Source organism: Arthrobacter sp. PAMC25284 (genome assembly GCF_019443425.1).
In the GTDB taxonomy this organism is placed as follows: domain Bacteria; phylum Actinomycetota; class Actinomycetes; order Actinomycetales; family Micrococcaceae; genus Arthrobacter; species Arthrobacter oryzae_A.
Genome location: NZ_CP080382.1, coordinates 29,386 through 45,997, shown reverse-complemented (window position 1 = coordinate 45,997; position 16,612 = coordinate 29,386). Strand labels below are relative to the sequence as shown.

The following is a 16,612-nucleotide window of genomic DNA, read 5'->3' as shown; positions in this document are numbered from 1 at the left end:
GTTCATAGGTACTGCCAACTTCTGCCCCCGGGGTGAACAGTTGGATGGAGTCCGTAAACCTGCCCTCGAGTGGGATCGCACCGGAATACCGCTGGCCCCCCCCGGCCGCCGGGGCCCCTTTCGGGAGGCCCAGCCAGTGCTGTCAGGATCACCGCAGCCTCGCCTAGCCGCAGGACCAGTCGCCGATGCCCAGTCTCCCCCGTTAGCGTGACCGAGGCATAGGACTCCGTCAGTGCTATGTGAGCAACGTGTATGTCGGGATGCACCCGGGCAGGCTTCAGCCACGGGGATGAAGTATCCGGTGCCTCATGCTGGAGCTGTTGCGCTTCGCGAGCTGCGGCATCGCGGTGCTCTGCAGCAAGCTCCAGCATCTGGTCCAACACCGCCACCGGCGCGTGCGGCTCACTACCGGCGAAAACCTGAATCCGGTGTACCTGTCCATCGAAGAATTCTGGAGGAATCTGGGCGCCATGCATATAGCCGAAAGGGGCGTCGAATTTCAACGTGTCGCGCTTCCATGGAAGGACGCGTCGGTCAGTTCTCGCTAGGTCAACGACCGTGCCGTCAACTGTCACTCGGGCGTACGCTGGAAGATTTTCGACGCTGGCCCATCCGGCCACCTGGCCCCGTGGGGTGACCATGAAGTCGGCACTGAGGTCCTCCGCGCCGGCGATCCGGGAATCAGATGTACTGATCCCCTTCTGCGTAAGGACATTGCCCGTCCCGCGGTGCACGAGAGCGACGTCGTGCTGTTCACCGTTCCAGAACTGCGGAGGCAGGGTACCCAGGAAACCCACATTTCGGGTACTGAAGTCCTCAGCAGAAAGTTCGTCGCGGAAGATATTGCAGGTGAGGGTGGAGACTACTTCACCGTTGACCATGAGGTCCAGTACTGTCGTTCCCTGATCGGCGCCAGGCTCGTACACCCAACCGCTGATCCGGTGGGCCTGGTAATTGACAATCTTGAACTTCATAGACCTGCGATCTCGTGAGGAGCCATAAGCGGCTAGGGAACCAGAGGCGTGAGGAGCCGTAAGGAGCTAGGGAACCACAAGCGTGAGCTGCCATGGGGCGAGGGAACCACAGGCCATGCTACCAAAGCCGGAGGTCCCGAGGCTCGGAATTGCGCCCACGGGGTCCCGCGGGGCGTCACCTGTGGCGATCTCGCGCAAACCTAGAGAATCTGGGTCACGCGCGCGAAGATCAGGAGTAGGCAAATCTCCAGGTGTCTCCGCTACCCCACGTCTGCGGGCAAGACTGGTCTCGGCGCCAGCAATGATCATCGATAAACCCCCGGACTGGTCCGGATAGCTGATGACAGGGGTCAAAACTACGCTAATCCTGCGGCCGAATCACGCTTCAGCCTGGGCCGGCCGTGCTAATTTGTCTCTCGACCTACCCTTTTGTATGTGACGCAGGTCCGGAGATCTGCCGGCGCCGCATCCGCCACACTATGAGCGTCAGCCAACTATTCCAGAAAGGTCGTTATGGAGCGCCGAAAGTTTCTCACGATCCCCCTCGCCGCAATGGCCGCCCCCGGCGCACTCCTCGCGGCCAACGCCGTCCCGGCGCAGGCGGCCCTTCTACAGCCTGGCATGGCAATGTCCCCAACGGTGCTCCCGGTCGTCAAAGCGCTGAAGGGCGTTGGCCACGCCGGTACTGATGCTTTGGCACTCCGGCAGATTAAGAGCCTGAATCTCAGCTGGTACTACTCCTGGGGTTCTAAATACACCGTAACCACCACGCCAGGTTTCGTGCCGATGATCCGGAGCGCGAAATCCCTGGACCAGGGAGCCATCAAGTACGCCACCAGCCAGTTGCCTCTCACCAAGTCGAAGAACCTTCTGGGGTTCAATGAGCCGGACGTCCGGTCCCAGGCGAACATGACTGTAGACCAGGCGATCAGCCTGTGGCCCAAACTTCAGGCAACCGGGCTGAGGCTCGGATCGCCCGCGACAGCGAATCCCTCAAGCCAGTGGCTTCAGGAATTTATGTCCAAGGCCAAGAACCGTGGACTCCGCGTCGATTTCGTGACCATGCATTGCTATGCCTGGCCCAACGCCGAGGACTTCCTGAACAAGGTCACCGCATTGCATGAAAAGTATGGCAAGCCTGTGTGGGTGACCGAGTATGCGGTAGCAGACTGGAGGGCAACGTCAACCCGCCCCAGCCGCTACAGCAGGACCCAGACCAACGACTTCATGCGGGCAACCGTAGCCGGAATGCGACAGATGCCGTTCGTTGAGCGATTCGCGTGGAAGACGCGGCCTATTAGCGACCCGGTGATGGGGCGTTCAGCCCTGTACAACACGGACGGCACCCTGACCAGCACCGGCCGACTCTACGCCTCACTCTAAGCCAAAGCGGGCTGTCACCGTATCCCCGGTTACCGTTCGTCATGTCCGTTTCGAGACGCCGCCGCGTCTCGAAACGGACTTTTCCGTCCTAGGAGCAGAGATCTTTCAGGGCGGGGGCCAACTCGAGGGTGGCCACCTCGAAGGCCGATCTGCTGGCCCTCACCGCTTGCGGCAGCGCCATAAAGGTCTTGAAAAGATTGCGGGAGTTGTACGCCACCATTGACGGCATCGCCAGATCGGCCTCAGACATGGACACGCTCCCCCAGGTTCCCATCCTGTGCTCCCAATAGAAAATGTCGTTAGGGTCGTAACCTTTGAGCGAGTCAGCTGTGAAAGACACCCGGCTCATCATGTCCTCGAAAAAGCCCCGAGTGATGCGCGAACCGGCGTTGACGTCATAGGCATTTGAAAGCTGCTGAACGTTGACTTTGGTAATCCGCTTCTCCTGGCTCTGATAGAAGCCACGCATCACCTCGCCGCCGAAGCCCCGGATAAAGAGTCCGTCCCGCACCTTTTCCCCTGTCGCCGCCAAGCGCCCGAGCCATGGCGAGCCCGGCCCTCGATAATAGGCGGTGGCCCGTCGGAACGCCTCTGATAGCGCGTTGTCCGTCTGATTGAGTGTGAGGCGGTTGTGGATGGGCCAGACCTGCGCTTCCAACCCATAGGCTCCAGCGATTTCCGACGCCCTACGGGCGTCCGGCGAGCTTGTCGTATTGGCCGCTTCGCTGCGTACGTAGGTGAAGATGACCGGGTTGCTGTCCTTCGTGGCGGCAAAGACGCCCCTGCTGTCCGTGCCTGCCGTCAAACCCAGCACCGGGCGCCGTCCGTTGATCGCCAAGTACCAGCGAAGACCATGCAGGTGCGCCACTAAGGCTGCAGTTGCTTCCTCATTGGTCGTCTCCATTCCGATGTCTTCCCGGGGCCAGAAGCGCTCGACCGTTTGGTGCGGCATGATCAGCTTGGTGTTGGGCGTCAGCTGAACCACGTGGTCGTAGGGGGTCGCGACGCCTGGCAGGTACTTCACATCCCGCTGCTGATAATTTCGCGAGGTAAGAAATGGCACGAAATAGTCCGCGAAGCGCGCGCCGATTAAGTCAGCCACGATCTCGGCGTGTGACGCTGCAATGGGCGCCCCGGCTGTGGAGTAAAAAACGGATCTGGATCCCATCGCGTCCTGATAAATCTCGGTCCTGCCGTCCATCTGGACAATCAGCGCGAACCTGCCCGCCAGCCGGTCGAGAACGGCGTAAAAATCTTCGTCGTTGGCTACGGCATCCAGGAGGGCTGCCAGGACAACGCCCTCCTGATAGATCCCATATTCCGGGTCAAAAGCCTGCCCCACCAGCGCGAGATGCCGCCCGTCCGCGATGGCCGTGACAAACCGGGTCTCCGGATGCAGCGTCAGATACAAATCGCCCAGTGGCACGGTCTTCCAGCCGGCCAGCGAAGGAGTTTCAGCCGGGGACTTAGACACGACGAAGCCGTTCCTATACAACAGGCGTTTCAGCTCCGCGTTTGCGGGAAGGCAGGGCAATAATGTCATCGTGGTCCTAGTTCTGCTTCACGTACTGGATCGGAGGGCCTGAGAGGGAGCTCCCGGCCATAGAAGTTCAAGTGCGCCTGTTGGATATGAGCAAGGAAGTACCCCCGCGCGGGAGGTGCATGCTCGTTTTCGTAGCGCTCAGCCACAAAATTTACTCTCCGTCGCGGGTCGTAGCCGCCCTTGTCCGGGTTGACACCATTCGCTAAGGCGAACGGCACATAATGGGCCTCAAAATGGAACTGGTCACCAGTGTTTTGAACAAAGTGCACAAAATTGACCGGGCGCATCTCTTGGTAAAGCTTGCGCAAATTGACTCTGGTTCCGAAATTTTCCTCGACCTGCTCATAGGATTTGTGCCGCGGAAAGGCGGCTGATGCTAACGCCTTTCGATGAGCCAGGTGATAGCCGCCAATGGTGGTCTGGGGCGAGAACGCTACGGCCACGGAGTTGGGGATTCGGCGGGACAGGGCAAGTGCGCCATATCCGCCTGCGCTGCTGCCGATGCAGACCACCCTTGAGTAGCCACCGGCAGCAATGATCTGGTTGACGACAGCCGCGTATTCGGCAATGAGATCTTGGCCTTCAGTGCCGATATACCAGCCGATTTCCAGGGAGCCGTTGATCTCGAGGGTACTGTCAGAGAGGTAGAGCCTGGCCGAGTCGAGACGGTTAAGCGTGCGGCGCCATTCGAACCGGGGCACCGTGAACCGAGCACGGTTCATTGCCCCGTGCAGTGAAATCACCAGTGTGTCACTGTTCGCCGGCTCAAAGAGCATCCTGAGTGGCAGTCCATCGCGAAGGGCTGACTCAAAGACGACGTAAGTATCCTGGGCCGGAAGTGAAGTGACTGATGCCCCGGCCGGCGCAGTGAGCTTTGCGACGCCGTTGTCCGAATCCCATTCATCGATATGGTTCCAGTCGATCGGGAAGGCTTGCGCCGCCGTCGTGCCGAGGCCGGGATCCACGGCCGGCGCCTCCCTAGCCTTGGCCGACAGTCGCCAGGAACTCCGGAACTTCGCTGTCCGAACCCTCCACCTGAGCCGGGTTGCCAATGCTCCGTTCCAGGACGGCGGCCACGTCAGGATCCTCCGAGGTCCACTGAACAACTCCGCCAAAGATCGTGCCAAGGTTGCGGGCGACGGTCGTGACGGCATATGAGTGTACTCCAGTGTGCGGGTTGAAGGGAGGCTCGAAAGCTCGAACCATTATAGTGTCCGCTGTGTGTCCGCACTGTAATTCGCGCGTGAACTGGAAGCTTGTGGGGTCGTAGATGTTGACGATTCGGGAATGGAGCTCGTCCGTCAGTTCCACCCGGGTGAGCTGTTGCTCAGCGAACTCGTCTAACATTTCTTCGCTGAAAGATGCGTCAAACGAGATGGTGTTTAGGATGCTGGGAATATGCATCATTCCGAGTCGGCGTCCCGCCGATCGAGCTTCGTCGATGTCCCGCCACATCGCCGGTGCGCTCTCCCTGGGGGCGCCGAAATCGCCGACGAAGAGCTCGTCGAGTTCAACTCGCTCTGGCCGGGCCGGCAGGAACCTGGCGGGCGCAGGAAAGGCACGCCGGCTGGGCAGAAGGTCCAAGTAGCCACTGTGGTGGCCGTGGCGGATCTGGCGGTGCCAGTGTTCGTAGGCGGCCCGGTAGGCCACCCGATCGGGTGAGCGGTAGCCCAACCGGAAGTCGTCCATGGACAGGTTGGTGGAGCCCACCAGTGAAAGCGTGAGGGGTGCTGGGGTGGCTTCCAGGACTTCCTTGCTGTTCACCAGGAGCTGGTACCTAAGAATGAACTCGGTGTCTGCCGCTTTTCGAACGGGGTCCCAGTAGCCCAACCGGTCCTTGATGACTCTGACAGGAAACATCGCTGAGACGTGGGAGGGAGTTACATAGGCTCCCCTCCAGCCTCGGTAATGGAACATCAGGTCTTCGCCAACGCGTGACCACGGTGCCGAGACCAGCCTGCGGTCTTCCTGCCGAACGGCCACTGCCACCAGCATTTCGATTTTTTGGGGGTGTTGCCAGTCGTCCCCGTCGAAGATGGTGATGAATTCGCCGGCGGCCATTGAATATCCGATATTACGGGAGGTGTATGCTCCCGAGTTTGGCGTGTTGCGCACCACTTTCACGCGCGGGTCGGCAAGTTCCCACTTCTCAAGCCGGTTCGCAAAAGCGTCCCCGGAACCGTCGTCGACGATGATGACCTCGATATTCCGGTAGCTCTGAGCAAGCGCCGACTCGATCGCGAGATCGGTAAATGCGTCAGGGCGGAAGACTGGCATCACGATCGTTACCAGCGGTCCTTCCGTCACAGCCGGTACGCGATCCGTGGACAGCCGGAGGAAGGCCGGTTCAGCGCCGTCTTTGAGCCGAATCGGCGCAAGGCCAGCGGCCTCATACATGGCATTGATCTCCGACATCCATTCGTCTACCGTGCGGGACGAGTGGCGGAAAGGATTTTTTGCGTTGGCCCTGTAGAGATGGAGATCGTTGGGATTCTTGGAATCCGTGTCGCAGAGGCCCTCGAGTTCCAGGGTCTGCTCACCGCGTCCCGTCTGTGCCAGGGCGTCGAGGAAGAACTCACCCCGGCGTTTGCCCTGGAAGTGTTTCGGACCCAGCTCGCCATAGACATACTGATAAATCGTGGCGGCGTTAAGGATGTCGTCTTGGCGGAGGTTTTGCCGGTAGCAGACGTCCGCCAGAAGGAGGAGCCTGCTCTTGGCAGTCGAGTCGAGGACGTCGAGGATCGAGTCCTGTGCCAGGCCCCCGATCCGGAACAGCTCGAGGGCATATTGCATATGTTGCCAGTCCCAGCGACCCGACGTCACGCTTCGGGCAAGCACGTCCCGGCCGTCAAAGGAGCGAAATTTCGTCAGTCGCTGAGACAGTTTGGCGGGCGTGATGTTTGATTGAGTGCCCCACCAATGGGCAGGTCCCACGCTCTCGGCTGCAGTCCGCTGCGAGGCGGGGACCAATACCGGAACCGACACTTTTGCCGCTCGTCGAGCCTGCCTTAGCGCCGTGTCCATCTTCGCCAGTCCCGCCAGCAGGGCCACAAGCATCAGGAGCAGAGCCGGGACGAGGATGAATACAGAGCGGAAGTAGGCGCCCGCGAGAACCGTGAAGAACAGAACAGCCAGCCCCGCCGCCGCGGCCTTCTTCCTCAGGGCGAGCTTCCTGGCTCTGCGCATGAGCTGTTTGACGTTCAAGATATTCCCCCGGGGTGGCATCGAGTTGATAATTGGCTTAGAAGTGACTGCTAGTGGGAGAAATCCGAAAAATGGCTGCGGAAGGCTTGGGCTCGGGCACCTTTGGCCGCCTTCCCCACGCCGAGCTGTGGCGGCGGCCTGAATCCGTCCCACTGTTCGGCAATACTTTGCAGGAATACGCTGTCTTCCGGATTCCACGTGTGGCCGCCATGCGAATCCGTACCGGAGTGCCGGTGCATCAGGTAATTCTGGCCATGCGAGCGGTAGATAAGCCCGCCGGCCGCTTGAACGGCCTGCAGGAGGCAACGGTCAACGGCGCGGTGAACCGGCCGCCAGCCACCAAGGTGGCGCAGGTCGTCCCGGCCCAGCATCATGGTCCCGCCCGCCACATGGTCCGCATACCGCTCGCCCACCGGAGGACGGCGTGTGGTGATGTCCAGGCTTTCCAGGTAGACGAATTCAACCTGTGCCCCCACCAAGGTGGCTCCACTGAAATCTTTCGCGTGGACGAGGTCCCGAAGATGGTGTTCGCCGTACCAGTCGTCGTCGTCCATCTTGCAGACGAGATCACCGCTGGCGGCACCGACGCCGAGATTCAACACGTCGCCGAAAACCATGCTGGCGGGAGCGGAGCGCACTTGCAGTTCGCCGGGATAGCCTTCGACGGCGCGCCGTACCTCGGGCAGGTCGGCGTCGAAACCGTGCAGCACCACTACCACTTCCACGGCATCCCAGCTCTGGCGTGCCAGCTGAACCAAGGCTGAGGCCAGCTTGTCAGGCCGGCGGGTGGCGAGCACCACGCTGACGGACGGCAAGGGAATGAGAGGCTTGCCAAGCTGACCCAGCACGGTGTTCCAGACGGCGCGCGGGCTGTAAAGATCCAGCGCGGCCCGGCGAAGCTCGATTGACTTCGACTCGCGCAGAACGCAGGGGTCGGCGGCATCGAACGCCTGGATTCGTTCGAGCAGGTGCTCCCCGAGCAGCGAACACGCCGGAGCCGACAGAGCACGGGTCAGCATGGGCACGCCGGCCACAGCAAGCTGGGACAAGTGCCGTGCCAACGCCCAATCCATGCCGTCAAAGCGATCGCCGTCGACTTCCAGGTAACTGTGCGGCCGCAATGCGGCCAGGTCGGCTTCGGTCAGCTCTCCCCCGCCGAGATCGTGTGGTTCGAGAGTCCGCGCTGGCTGGTTCGGGTAGGGCAGAAACCCCATCGGTGAGATAACTGCCGTATCAACGGGAGGCAGTAGAGTGCCCGTTGGGGTCCAGACAGGCGGCGTTACGCGCCCCGGCTCGGCCCGTAGGTGTTTAGCGGGCTGCGCGCTGCCAACCACCACATCGACGGAATAGATATCATCCGGCTCGGGATCCAGGAGCTGCGCAGTCATAAAACTGCCCAGAGCATCGCCGCCGAGCCACGCCGTGTCGGCGGCGTCCGTGATGCCGACCCGCAGTCCGCCCAGTACCGGCCGCGGCGCAGCGACTGAGCAGCAGGCCAGAGCCGCAACTGCCGCAGCATGGACGTTCACCCAATTTCCGCCGTCAACCGCCACGGCGAACCCGAGCCCCGGAACTGTCATGGCGGAAGTCTCGGCCTTGGCCTGAAGACTGCGGGGAGTCCAGACGGAAAAACCTGCAGCGGGGAAGAATCCCCTGATGACAAGGACGAAACGTTGCGTTCTGCCCTCGCTGCGGAACAGGGGAAGCAGCTTCCGTGCTTCGACCAACGACTCCGCGTCAACGACGTAGCTGCCCCACCACAACTGGTCCGCAGGGACAGTATGCTGCCAGTCCGAAGTGAGGCCAGGATCGCGGCGCTGCCAGTCTGTCGGGGCGTAGTCAAGCCCAAGATCCAAGGCCAACTTGGCCATGGAACGTCCTGCCGAGCCGACGACGACGGAAGGGATCGGCATGGCGCTAGCTCCCCTGAATCCGCCCGGCACGGGCCTTCAGCCGAACCAGGATGTAGGCGGGGCCGCGGCGGATGATCGCTTGGGCGCGAGCCAGGCCCCCGATTGGGCTTGAGCCCTTGTTCCAGCCGGCGCCGCTCGGATTCGGACTTATGCAGCCGTGACTCCAGCGCGCGGATCTGCTGCTCATAGTCGGACCGGGTGGAGCGGTCCCGCAGGTCCCGAACCACGATGGTCAGGTCGTGGGCGCCCGCAACGCCCTTGCGCAGATGCACTTTGGGTTTGGGGCGCCGGAATTCGTGCAGTCCCACGGCGTTTCCGGCGATCCAGCGTTCTCCGCCGGCGCGGCGGGCAGCCTTCTCCGGATCGGTGCCGGCCTCCGCATGGGCGGTAAGGTCTACCGTCCGCCAGAGTTCGATCCCGCCGCTTTGGCCGTCCACCAGGGCACGCAGGACAGTCGCCTGCGTCTCCACCAGGCTGTCGATCATAGCCTCCAGCGAATGCACGCCGAGGGCCGTTCCGGCGTTCAGCACCAACGTATAGGCGCCATTCCCCGGCCGCTTGTGACCGGCCTGGACGAAGGTGAAGCGGGTGTCCGTGGCCAGCCACTCTTCCAGCTTGGTCCGGCGGCTGTGATCTGCCTGGACCACGTCCACCGCGAAGTCCTGGCACGATGACCGAAACAGGGAGGCAATGGTGCCGGCCACCTCAAGATCCGTGGCTTTTCCGGCCCGGATGAGAATATGGACCAACGGCGTCGCCTGCCGCGGCGTGTGGAGCGGTTTGAGGACCACCCCGGCGAGCCGGAGCTCCTCCTCGATGGCGATACCTCCGCTGTGGTCACTGCTAAGCACTGGCGGTCGCCCCTACTGTGGCCAGCCCCCTGGCGGATTCCTCCTGCTTGGGCTGCGTCCAGATGCCGCGCGTGTCGATGATCGTCTTCCCGGCCAATGCCCGCGGGTCCGGGCTGAGGAATTCGTCATGGTCAACGAGCAGCAGCACCAGATCGGACCCGGCCAGTGCCTCGTCCAGCGGGTGAAGCCGTGAAATGCCGAGTGCGGCCAGCGGCGCGGGAACTTCCTCCACGTTCGGGTCCACGAGCAGGAGCCGGGCGTCGGGAATCTGGCGGAGGAGTTCTTCCACGACAGTGACCGAAGGTGACTCGCGGACGTCGTCGATGTTGGCCTTGAAAGCAAGGCCCAATACTGCGATGCTCGCACCCGGGCGCGCTTCCAGGGCCGCGACTGTCTGCGCGACCACGTGGTGGGGTTTGGCGTCATTTACTTCGCGGGCCGTACGGGTCAGGGTGGCAAGCTCCGGCACGGCGTCAACAATGAACCATGGGTCGACGGCGATGCAGTGTCCACCGACGCCGGGGCCGGGCCGCAGGACGTTCACGCGCGGGTGGTGGTTCGCCAGTTCGATCAGCTTCCACACATCGATGCCGAGTTTGTCGCAAATCATGGACAGTTCGTTGGCAAAGGCGATGTTGACGTCACGGAAGGTGTTTTCGACCAGTTTGGTCATTTCGGCCGTCGTGGCGTCCGTGAGAAGGATTTCACCCTGGCAGATGACTTCGTAGAGCCGCTTTGCCAACAGCGCCCCCTCTTCGGTCAGGCCACCGATCACACGGTCATTCGTGACCATTTCAATCATGATGCGGCCCGGCAGGACGCGCTCGGGTGAGTGCACCACGTGCACCTGGTTCCGTCCCGGCACGGCCTCGAGGGACAGGTCCGGCCGGAGCTCCATAAGGTAGGCGCCCAGTCGCTGGGTGGTGCCGGGCGGGGAGGTCGATTCCAGGATCACAAGTTCCCCGCCGCGGAGCACGGGAGCCACGGCACGGGCGGCGCTGAGCAGGTAGGAGAGATCGGCACCGTTGCCCTCGGCGAGGGGAGTGGGAACGGCAATAATGAAGGCATCCGCGGCCGGGACCGTCGTCATGGCGACCAGGTTTCCGAGGCTCACGGCGCCGGAGACCACCACACCCATGTCCGGCTCCACGAACGGCACTTCGCCCCGGTTGACGGCGTCGACCGTCGCCTGCTTGACGTCAACGCCGGCAACCCGTTTGCCCTTGGCAGCGAAGCTGGCCGCCGTCGGCAGGCCAATGTAGCCGAGTCCAATGACCGCTACGTCAAAAACCGTCTCGTCCATGACTCCCCTTAAACTGCAATGTGGTCTTCGGGTGACCCGAAGAACTGAATTTTGGAAGAAGCAAGCAGCTCTTCATGACTGATCGACCAGGTGTGCCCGGCGACGTTTTCGCCGCGCATCTGGCAGTAGTTGAACCTGTCGGACGAGTAGATCCGCGCCCCCGCCGCTATCACGTCGCTGAGGAAGCGCGAGTCCTCGCCGCGCTGCAGCTGCTGGAACGGAAAACGGCGGAAGGTTTCGGTGGCGGCAAAAATCGTCGGGCCGGAGACTGCTTCCACAAAGCGGTGTTCCAGTTGCGGGTTCCTCAGGATGGTGGCTCCCGGGCCCGCCAGATGCATGTAGTGGGCGCGTTTTCCGACCACGTCCGCCTCCGAGTACATCATGGAGTGGGCCTGATCGGCCAAATAGTGACGGCTGTAGAGGTCGTCGTCGTCCCACTTCGTGGAGTATGTTCCGTCCGCCTGCGCTACCAGGGCGTTGAGGCAGTCCCCCAGCGTCGTTTCCTGCGGTTCCTGCAGAACCACGACGTCGGCAAGCCCGGCGGCGAGGCATTTCCGGCGGAAACCGGCCCCGTCCAAGTCGAAGCCGTGCGCCAAATAGACCAACTGGACATCCACGCCTTCCTGGGCGGCCACACCGGCGATGACGTGATCCACCTGCTGCGGCCGGAAGCTGGAGACGAGGACAGAGACGCGCGGCAGCTCCGCGGGCAGGATCAGGTCCGGGCGGGCAACGGCGACCATGGACGCTGCACGGTGGCGGTAGGTGTGCTCTGTCCAGATGCTTCGCTGTGCCTTGTGGACCAGCCGGGACGCGTAATCCTGATTCGCCAGCAGAGCTTTCAACAGGGACGCTGCCTGCTCTTTCGTTTCTGCCGTGGGAATTTCGTTGCCGGGGAAGAAGGTGGTGATGGCCGTGCTCGGCGAGGAGACTACACAGGTGCCGGCGGCCGTGATCTCGAAAATCCTGCGCGCGCACATGGACGGTGAATCCGTGACGGAGTTGACGTTGAGGAAAACCTTGTAGGCCTTGTAAGCCGTCAGCATCTGCTTGTAGGACAGCGAGCCGACGACGTGCCGTGCGAGGATTCCCGGGAACTGGTACTGGGGTTCCTTGCCGAGTTGGCGGGAGAAAATTTCAAACCCTGAGCGTTTGCCCTCTGAGACGTCAGCCGCCGCGCCCAGGAGGTAGTCCATCTGCCGGCGCCGGTCTTCATACTTGTGCGCGAAGTACATTCCGGCAAAGGCGATTTCCCGGGCATGCCAGCCGTGCCGGGGCCGGACGGGGTTGTGGATTTTCGGTTGCGCCGCGAACGGCAGGACGGAGACGCGGTTGTGGCCCAGGTCCGTCCGGTAGCGCGGCAGCATGTTCTCGTCCGTGGTGAAGACGTGGTCGCACAGTTTGGCGGCCGGGAGGAAGTCGTCGTAGTGGGGCGGATCTTCTTTGTTCCAGAAGACCGTGGGGAGGCCCGCGGTACGGCAGGCCTGGATCAGGTCGCGGAAGACGGCAGACGGTCCGGCTGGGCCGGTGATTTTTCCCCGCCAGAGGCCGTTGTTGCCGGCCCAGGCAGATTCGATGGCAACAAAAGACAGCTTCTCGTCGCGGAGTTGCTGTTCCCAGCTGTCGGGCCGGAGCGCTACTACGGACCATTCGCAGGAGAACGCCAGGGCCGAGAAATCGTCCATGATGATGCCAACCCGCAGCTGCGGGGCTGTGGCCGCCGGGCCGGGAGTGGAAGCCTCGCGGAAGACGAGGTGACGTCCCCGGCCAAAGCCGCGCCAGGCCCCTTCGGCGCCGCGGACTCCGGCAAGGCTGGCCTCGTCCCGTTCGGTGCCGCTGCGGTGCAGATAGCCCTTCGCCTGTGCCATCCCGCCGTTCCGGATATGCCACAAGGCACGGCGCCAGTACGCGATCCTGTCCTGAATTGTCATCTGGTTACCGGGCGCGCTTCCAGCCGTTGGGCAACAGCGTGGTGCGGATTTCCGGCAGGCTCGCCATCAATTCGGCGCGGATTTGACGGCCGTAGTCCGCATTGCCCTCGTTGATCCGCCAGATGAAGTTCCGGTATTCCTTGGCAACGTCGTCCGGTGTCCCGTCCATCACAAAGTCGCCTTTGTCGATCCAGATGGCCCGGTTGCAGGTGGAGGTGATGGTGCTGAGGCTGTGGCTGACGATGAAGACCGTTCCGGCCTGCTGCGTGACTTGCTGCATGCGCATCTTCGAGCGCTCCTTGAACTGGGCGTCACCGGTATTCAGCGCCTCATCAACCAGAAGGATTTCGGGGTCTACGGCCGCGGCAATCGCAAAGCGAAGCCGTGCGCCCATCCCGGATGAGTAGGAGTTCATCGGGTGATAGATCTCGTGTTCGAGTCCCGACATTTCCACGATGGCGTCATACTTCGCGTCGATTTCGCTGTGGCTCATGCCCATGGCCAGGCATCCAAGCCGGATGTTCTGTGCCCCGGACATGGACGTGATGAGAGCGGCATTAACCCCGAGCAGGATCGGGTTGCTGGAGGCGTAGACGCTACCGGTGTCGGGAATGATCAGGCCGGCCAGGACCTTCATCAAGGTGCTCTTGCCGGATCCGTTGCGGCCAATGACTCCGATCGAATCGCCTTTGTTGGCGACGAAGGACACGTTTCGCAGGGCGGTAGTCCGCACGGCACTGTCGGCACCGGCACCCCGGCCCAGGGCCTGCCAGAGTGTTTTCCGGGTGTTGGTCCGGCCTGCAGGCTGGTTCTTGGTCCGGTAGACGACGGAGATGTCGTCCACCACCACGGTCGGCTGATGCAGAGCCGAGGACATCTCAGGCGCGTCCATAGGATTCCTCCCCGCGCCAGAACACAATCAGGCCAACGATCAGCGAGCCCAGTGCCCACAAGGAAACAATCGCCCAGGACCGCCACGACGGCGTGGCCGCGTACAGGACCGAGTCGCGGATGATTTTGATAATCAGGAACAAGGGGTTCACGTCCATGATGTGTTTGATGATGGGGACGCTGTCGAACTTGGTTTCGGCGAAGAACACCGCCGAGGTATACATCCAGAGACGCATGAAAAAGGACAGCAGCATACCGACGTCGGGAATCTTCAGCAGCGGACGGGCCAGCAACATACCGATCCCCAGGTTAAACAAAAACTGCAGACCAAGCGCAGGCAGGATCAGCAGCCACCGCCAACTGATCTCCTCTGCCGGAGCAATAAAAATAATCAGAAGGAGCATCACGAGGACCACAGGGATATTTGCCAGGAACTCGCGGACATTAATCGCGATCGGCAGCGCTGCCCGCGGGAACTGAAAGGCCCGGATCATGGAGGTGTTGCCAGTGAGTGATTTGGCCCCGTCGAGAATGGACCTGGTGGTCATCTGAAAGGTGAAGACGCCGATCACCAGGTAACCGAGGAAGTTCTCGATGCCCTTGCTGGTGTTAAGCAGCAGGCCGAAGACGAGATAGAAACTCAACCCGGTGAGGATGGGGGTCAGCACCAGCCAGGCGCTGCCCAGAAAGTTTTTTTCGTTGCCGCCCTGGACTCTTGCCTGCGCATCAAAAAGGATAAAGCTTCGGCGGTCCCAGAGCTGGACCAGGTAATCGGCGAGGCCAGGCCGTTGCCCAATCCGGGTCAGGTGGACAAGGTCCACCGGCACGGATACGGCGGGCGCCTTGGTTTGTTCTTCGACGCTCATCTAGATGGATACTCCCAGCTTCTTTAGTTCCTCGGCCAGCGCGGCTGCATTGGCGGCCCACGTCCGCTCCCGCAGTACGCGTTCCCGGCCAGCGGCCCCCATGGCCGCTGCCGACCCGGGAGCGGTCAGTATTGTCCTGAGCGCTGCCGCGAACGACGCCGGATCGCCGGGCTGAGCAAGGAGTCCCGTCACGCCGTCCTTCACAATCTCGGCCAGGGCCGGCAGGTCGCTGGCTACGACCGGGCGGGAACACGCCATGGCCTCTACCGGTTTCAGCGGTGTCACCGAGCGCGTCACCTCCAAATCCTTACGCGGCACAACAAATACATCGAGCGCTTGATGGTACCGGACTGCCAGGCTGCGCGGCACGCGGCCGGGAAAGCTGATGCGTTCCGGATAGCCGCTGCGCTGCGCCAAAGTCTGTAGTGACGGCTTGGCTGATCCGTCACCAACTATCAGCAGACGGAGTTTGGGGAAGTCAGGTGCCAGCAGCCCAAACGCTGTAATCAGGTCTTCGATCCCTTCATAGGGTACCAAGCTGCTGACGGTACCGATCATCTGGCCGCCCTCGTCGAGGCCAAGCTCACGCCGGGCTTGGGCCGTGTCACGGGGTGCCTCGAGGAAATCCCCACCCACGGCGTTGGGGGCGATAATGACCTTATGTTCCGGAATGCCGGCTGCTACGATGTTGGTTTTCATGGCATCCCCCAAGGTCAGGACAAGATCCGCCGTGCCCATGACTTCGGCTTCACGCAGGTTGAAGCTCCGGTACCGTTCGCTGTCCCGGGCCTCGGGCCCTCGCGAGGCCGCCCAGGTGTCGGCCAACTGCCCGCGGACCTCGTAGACCCACGGAACGCCAAGTGCCTCGGCCACGGCCCGGATCACCAGGCCGTTGACGTAGTGGGTTGTGGTCTGCAGCACACTGGGCCGGAACTTGAGGGCGACGGCCAGTAGTTCTTCGGTCTGCTGCTGCAACCGGGCATCGATGGTCGGTGCAAGGCTGGCCGGCAGCAGGCGGTGGTACCTCACTCCGTCGACCGTGTCCGCTGCCTGGGCGAAGATTTTGCCGACCTGGACCGGGTAGCCCAGCCGGGTGACGGCGAGCACCTCCCAGCCTGCCTCCTGTTGCGCCAGCAGGGTGGAGTGCGTTCGCTGGGCGTAGCCGCTGGCCGTGTGCGGCAGAGAGTTCGTCAGCAGGTGCAGGATCCGGCCCGGGACGGGAGCGTAGGCGCGGGGAGCCAGCACCGGTGACGCGTCCGTGAGGATTGCTACTTCGGCAGCGAGCCGCGCCCGCTGCCGGGCCTCCCCTGCGTTTTGTCCTGCGTGCGGCCCTGTCAGGACCGCCACGGCCTCACTGACGGCGCCGGCGTACCAGAGGCGGCGCGCGCGCGCCGGCCTGAAGCGCCGCGCACCCCCGGCCCGGGCCAGGAAGCGGTCAGCGAGCGAGGGCAGGTGGGCTGCGAGGGCGATGTCCGCCAGGCGGCGTGCCTGTTCGACGCCAATGCGGGCGTCTGCCGCGAGATTCAGCCGGCGTTCGACGTCGGCCTCGTCCCCGGCGGCGAGGGCGGCGAAGAGTACGGCGGCGGAGATGGAATCCTTCGGTGCCCAGCGGCAGAACCGTTTGGCGAGTGGGAGCACCGCTGCGGGCAGCCTGCGGGAAAGTTGCAGGAACAGGACCACCGGATCGTCGATCAGGTGATGACTAACGACGCCCGCAGCCAGCCGGGCGTTTTTCAAAAGCTGCACCATGGGG

At 62.6% G+C, this 16,612-nt stretch carries 12 protein-coding genes; 2 read left to right on the top strand and 10 right to left on the bottom strand.

What is annotated here, in order from left to right:
- Positions 1–2 precede the first annotated feature (2 nt).
- A complete protein-coding gene (locus KY499_RS00220; protein ID WP_219885994.1) occupies positions 3–974 on the bottom strand; it encodes a hypothetical protein in 972 nt (323 codons plus the stop codon).
- 513 nt (positions 975–1,487) lie between these two features.
- On the opposite strand from KY499_RS00220, the gene KY499_RS00215 reads away from it, so the two are divergent.
- A complete protein-coding gene (locus KY499_RS00215) occupies positions 1,488–2,357 on the top strand; it encodes a glycosyl hydrolase (protein WP_219885993.1) in 870 nt (289 codons plus the stop codon).
- An 88-nt stretch (positions 2,358–2,445) separates the two neighbouring features.
- Here KY499_RS00215 and KY499_RS00210 read toward each other — a convergent pair whose 3' ends face one another.
- The 4 genes from KY499_RS00210 to KY499_RS00195 are packed head-to-tail and all read right to left on the bottom strand — an operon-like array spanning position 2,446 to position 9,017.
- Entirely contained in the window at positions 2,446–3,900 is a 1,455-nt protein-coding gene (locus tag KY499_RS00210; protein ID WP_219885992.1) for a hypothetical protein, read from the bottom strand.
- Positions 3,897–4,865: a hypothetical protein gene (locus KY499_RS00205; protein ID WP_123255604.1), complete on the bottom strand. Its 969-nt coding sequence runs from the start codon at positions 4,863–4,865 to the stop codon at positions 3,897–3,899. The genes KY499_RS00210 and KY499_RS00205 overlap by 4 nt, the downstream gene beginning before the upstream one ends.
- 13 nt (positions 4,866–4,878) lie before the next feature.
- Positions 4,879–7,104 carry a glycosyltransferase family 2 protein gene (locus KY499_RS00200; protein WP_219885991.1) on the bottom strand — a complete coding sequence of 742 codons (2,226 nt, stop codon included), beginning with the start codon at positions 7,102–7,104 and terminating at the stop codon, positions 4,879–4,881.
- Positions 7,105–7,154: 50 nt separating this feature from the next.
- Positions 7,155–9,017, bottom strand: a complete 1,863-nt coding sequence (locus tag KY499_RS00195; RefSeq protein WP_219885990.1) for a glycosyltransferase family 2 protein — start codon at positions 9,015–9,017, stop codon at positions 7,155–7,157.
- 239 nt (positions 9,018–9,256) lie between these two features.
- Here KY499_RS00195 and KY499_RS00190 point away from each other — a divergent pair, with 239 nt between their 5' ends.
- A complete protein-coding gene (locus KY499_RS00190) occupies positions 9,257–9,691 on the top strand; it encodes a hypothetical protein (protein ID WP_219885989.1) in 435 nt (144 codons plus the stop codon).
- Positions 9,692–9,860: 169 nt separating this feature from the next.
- Here KY499_RS00190 and wecC read toward each other — a convergent pair whose 3' ends face one another.
- From wecC to KY499_RS00165, 5 genes are read right to left on the bottom strand one after another with little or no spacing between them, the layout of a single operon-like run.
- Positions 9,861–11,171 (bottom strand): UDP-N-acetyl-D-mannosamine dehydrogenase, encoded by a 1,311-nt coding sequence (gene wecC, locus KY499_RS00185; RefSeq protein WP_219885988.1) that lies wholly within the window; start codon positions 11,169–11,171, stop codon positions 9,861–9,863.
- An 8-nt stretch (positions 11,172–11,179) separates the two neighbouring features.
- The gene (locus tag KY499_RS00180) at positions 11,180–13,102 is read right to left on the bottom strand and encodes a glycosyltransferase (RefSeq protein WP_258190868.1); all 1,923 of its coding nucleotides are present in this window, start codon (positions 13,100–13,102) and stop codon (positions 11,180–11,182) included.
- A gap of 4 nt (positions 13,103–13,106) precedes the next feature.
- Complete coding sequence (locus KY499_RS00175) at positions 13,107–13,994, bottom strand: ABC transporter ATP-binding protein (RefSeq protein WP_219885987.1); 888 nt, start codon at positions 13,992–13,994, stop codon at positions 13,107–13,109.
- Entirely contained in the window at positions 13,981–14,859 is an 879-nt protein-coding gene (locus KY499_RS00170) for an ABC transporter permease (protein ID WP_123255610.1), read from the bottom strand. Before KY499_RS00170 ends, KY499_RS00175 begins: the two co-directional genes overlap by 14 nt.
- The gene (locus KY499_RS00165) at positions 14,860–16,608 is read right to left on the bottom strand and encodes a glycosyltransferase (protein ID WP_219885986.1); all 1,749 of its coding nucleotides are present in this window, start codon (positions 16,606–16,608) and stop codon (positions 14,860–14,862) included. It lies immediately after the preceding gene.
- Positions 16,609–16,612: the final 4 nt, after the last annotated feature.

Excerpts from the sequence above, each read along its gene's own strand:
- KY499_RS00210 (WP_219885992.1), bottom strand. The coding sequence starts at position 3,900 with ATGACATTATTGCCCTGCCTTCCCGCAAACGCGGAGCTGAAACGCCTG.
- KY499_RS00175 (WP_219885987.1), bottom strand. The coding sequence starts at position 13,994 with ATGGACGCGCCTGAGATGTCCTCGGCTCTGCATCAGCCGACCGTGGTG.
- KY499_RS00180 (WP_258190868.1), bottom strand. The coding sequence starts at position 13,102 with ATGACAATTCAGGACAGGATCGCGTACTGGCGCCGTGCCTTGTGGCAT.
- KY499_RS00165 (WP_219885986.1), bottom strand. The coding sequence starts at position 16,608 with ATGGTGCAGCTTTTGAAAAACGCCCGGCTGGCTGCGGGCGTCGTTAGT.
- KY499_RS00215 (WP_219885993.1), top strand. The coding sequence starts at position 1,488 with ATGGAGCGCCGAAAGTTTCTCACGATCCCCCTCGCCGCAATGGCCGCC.
- KY499_RS00195 (WP_219885990.1), bottom strand. The coding sequence starts at position 9,017 with ATGCCGATCCCTTCCGTCGTCGTCGGCTCGGCAGGACGTTCCATGGCC.
- KY499_RS00220 (WP_219885994.1), bottom strand. The coding sequence starts at position 974 with ATGAAGTTCAAGATTGTCAATTACCAGGCCCACCGGATCAGCGGTTGG.
- KY499_RS00170 (WP_123255610.1), bottom strand. The coding sequence starts at position 14,859 with ATGAGCGTCGAAGAACAAACCAAGGCGCCCGCCGTATCCGTGCCGGTG.
- wecC (WP_219885988.1), bottom strand. The coding sequence starts at position 11,171 with ATGGACGAGACGGTTTTTGACGTAGCGGTCATTGGACTCGGCTACATT.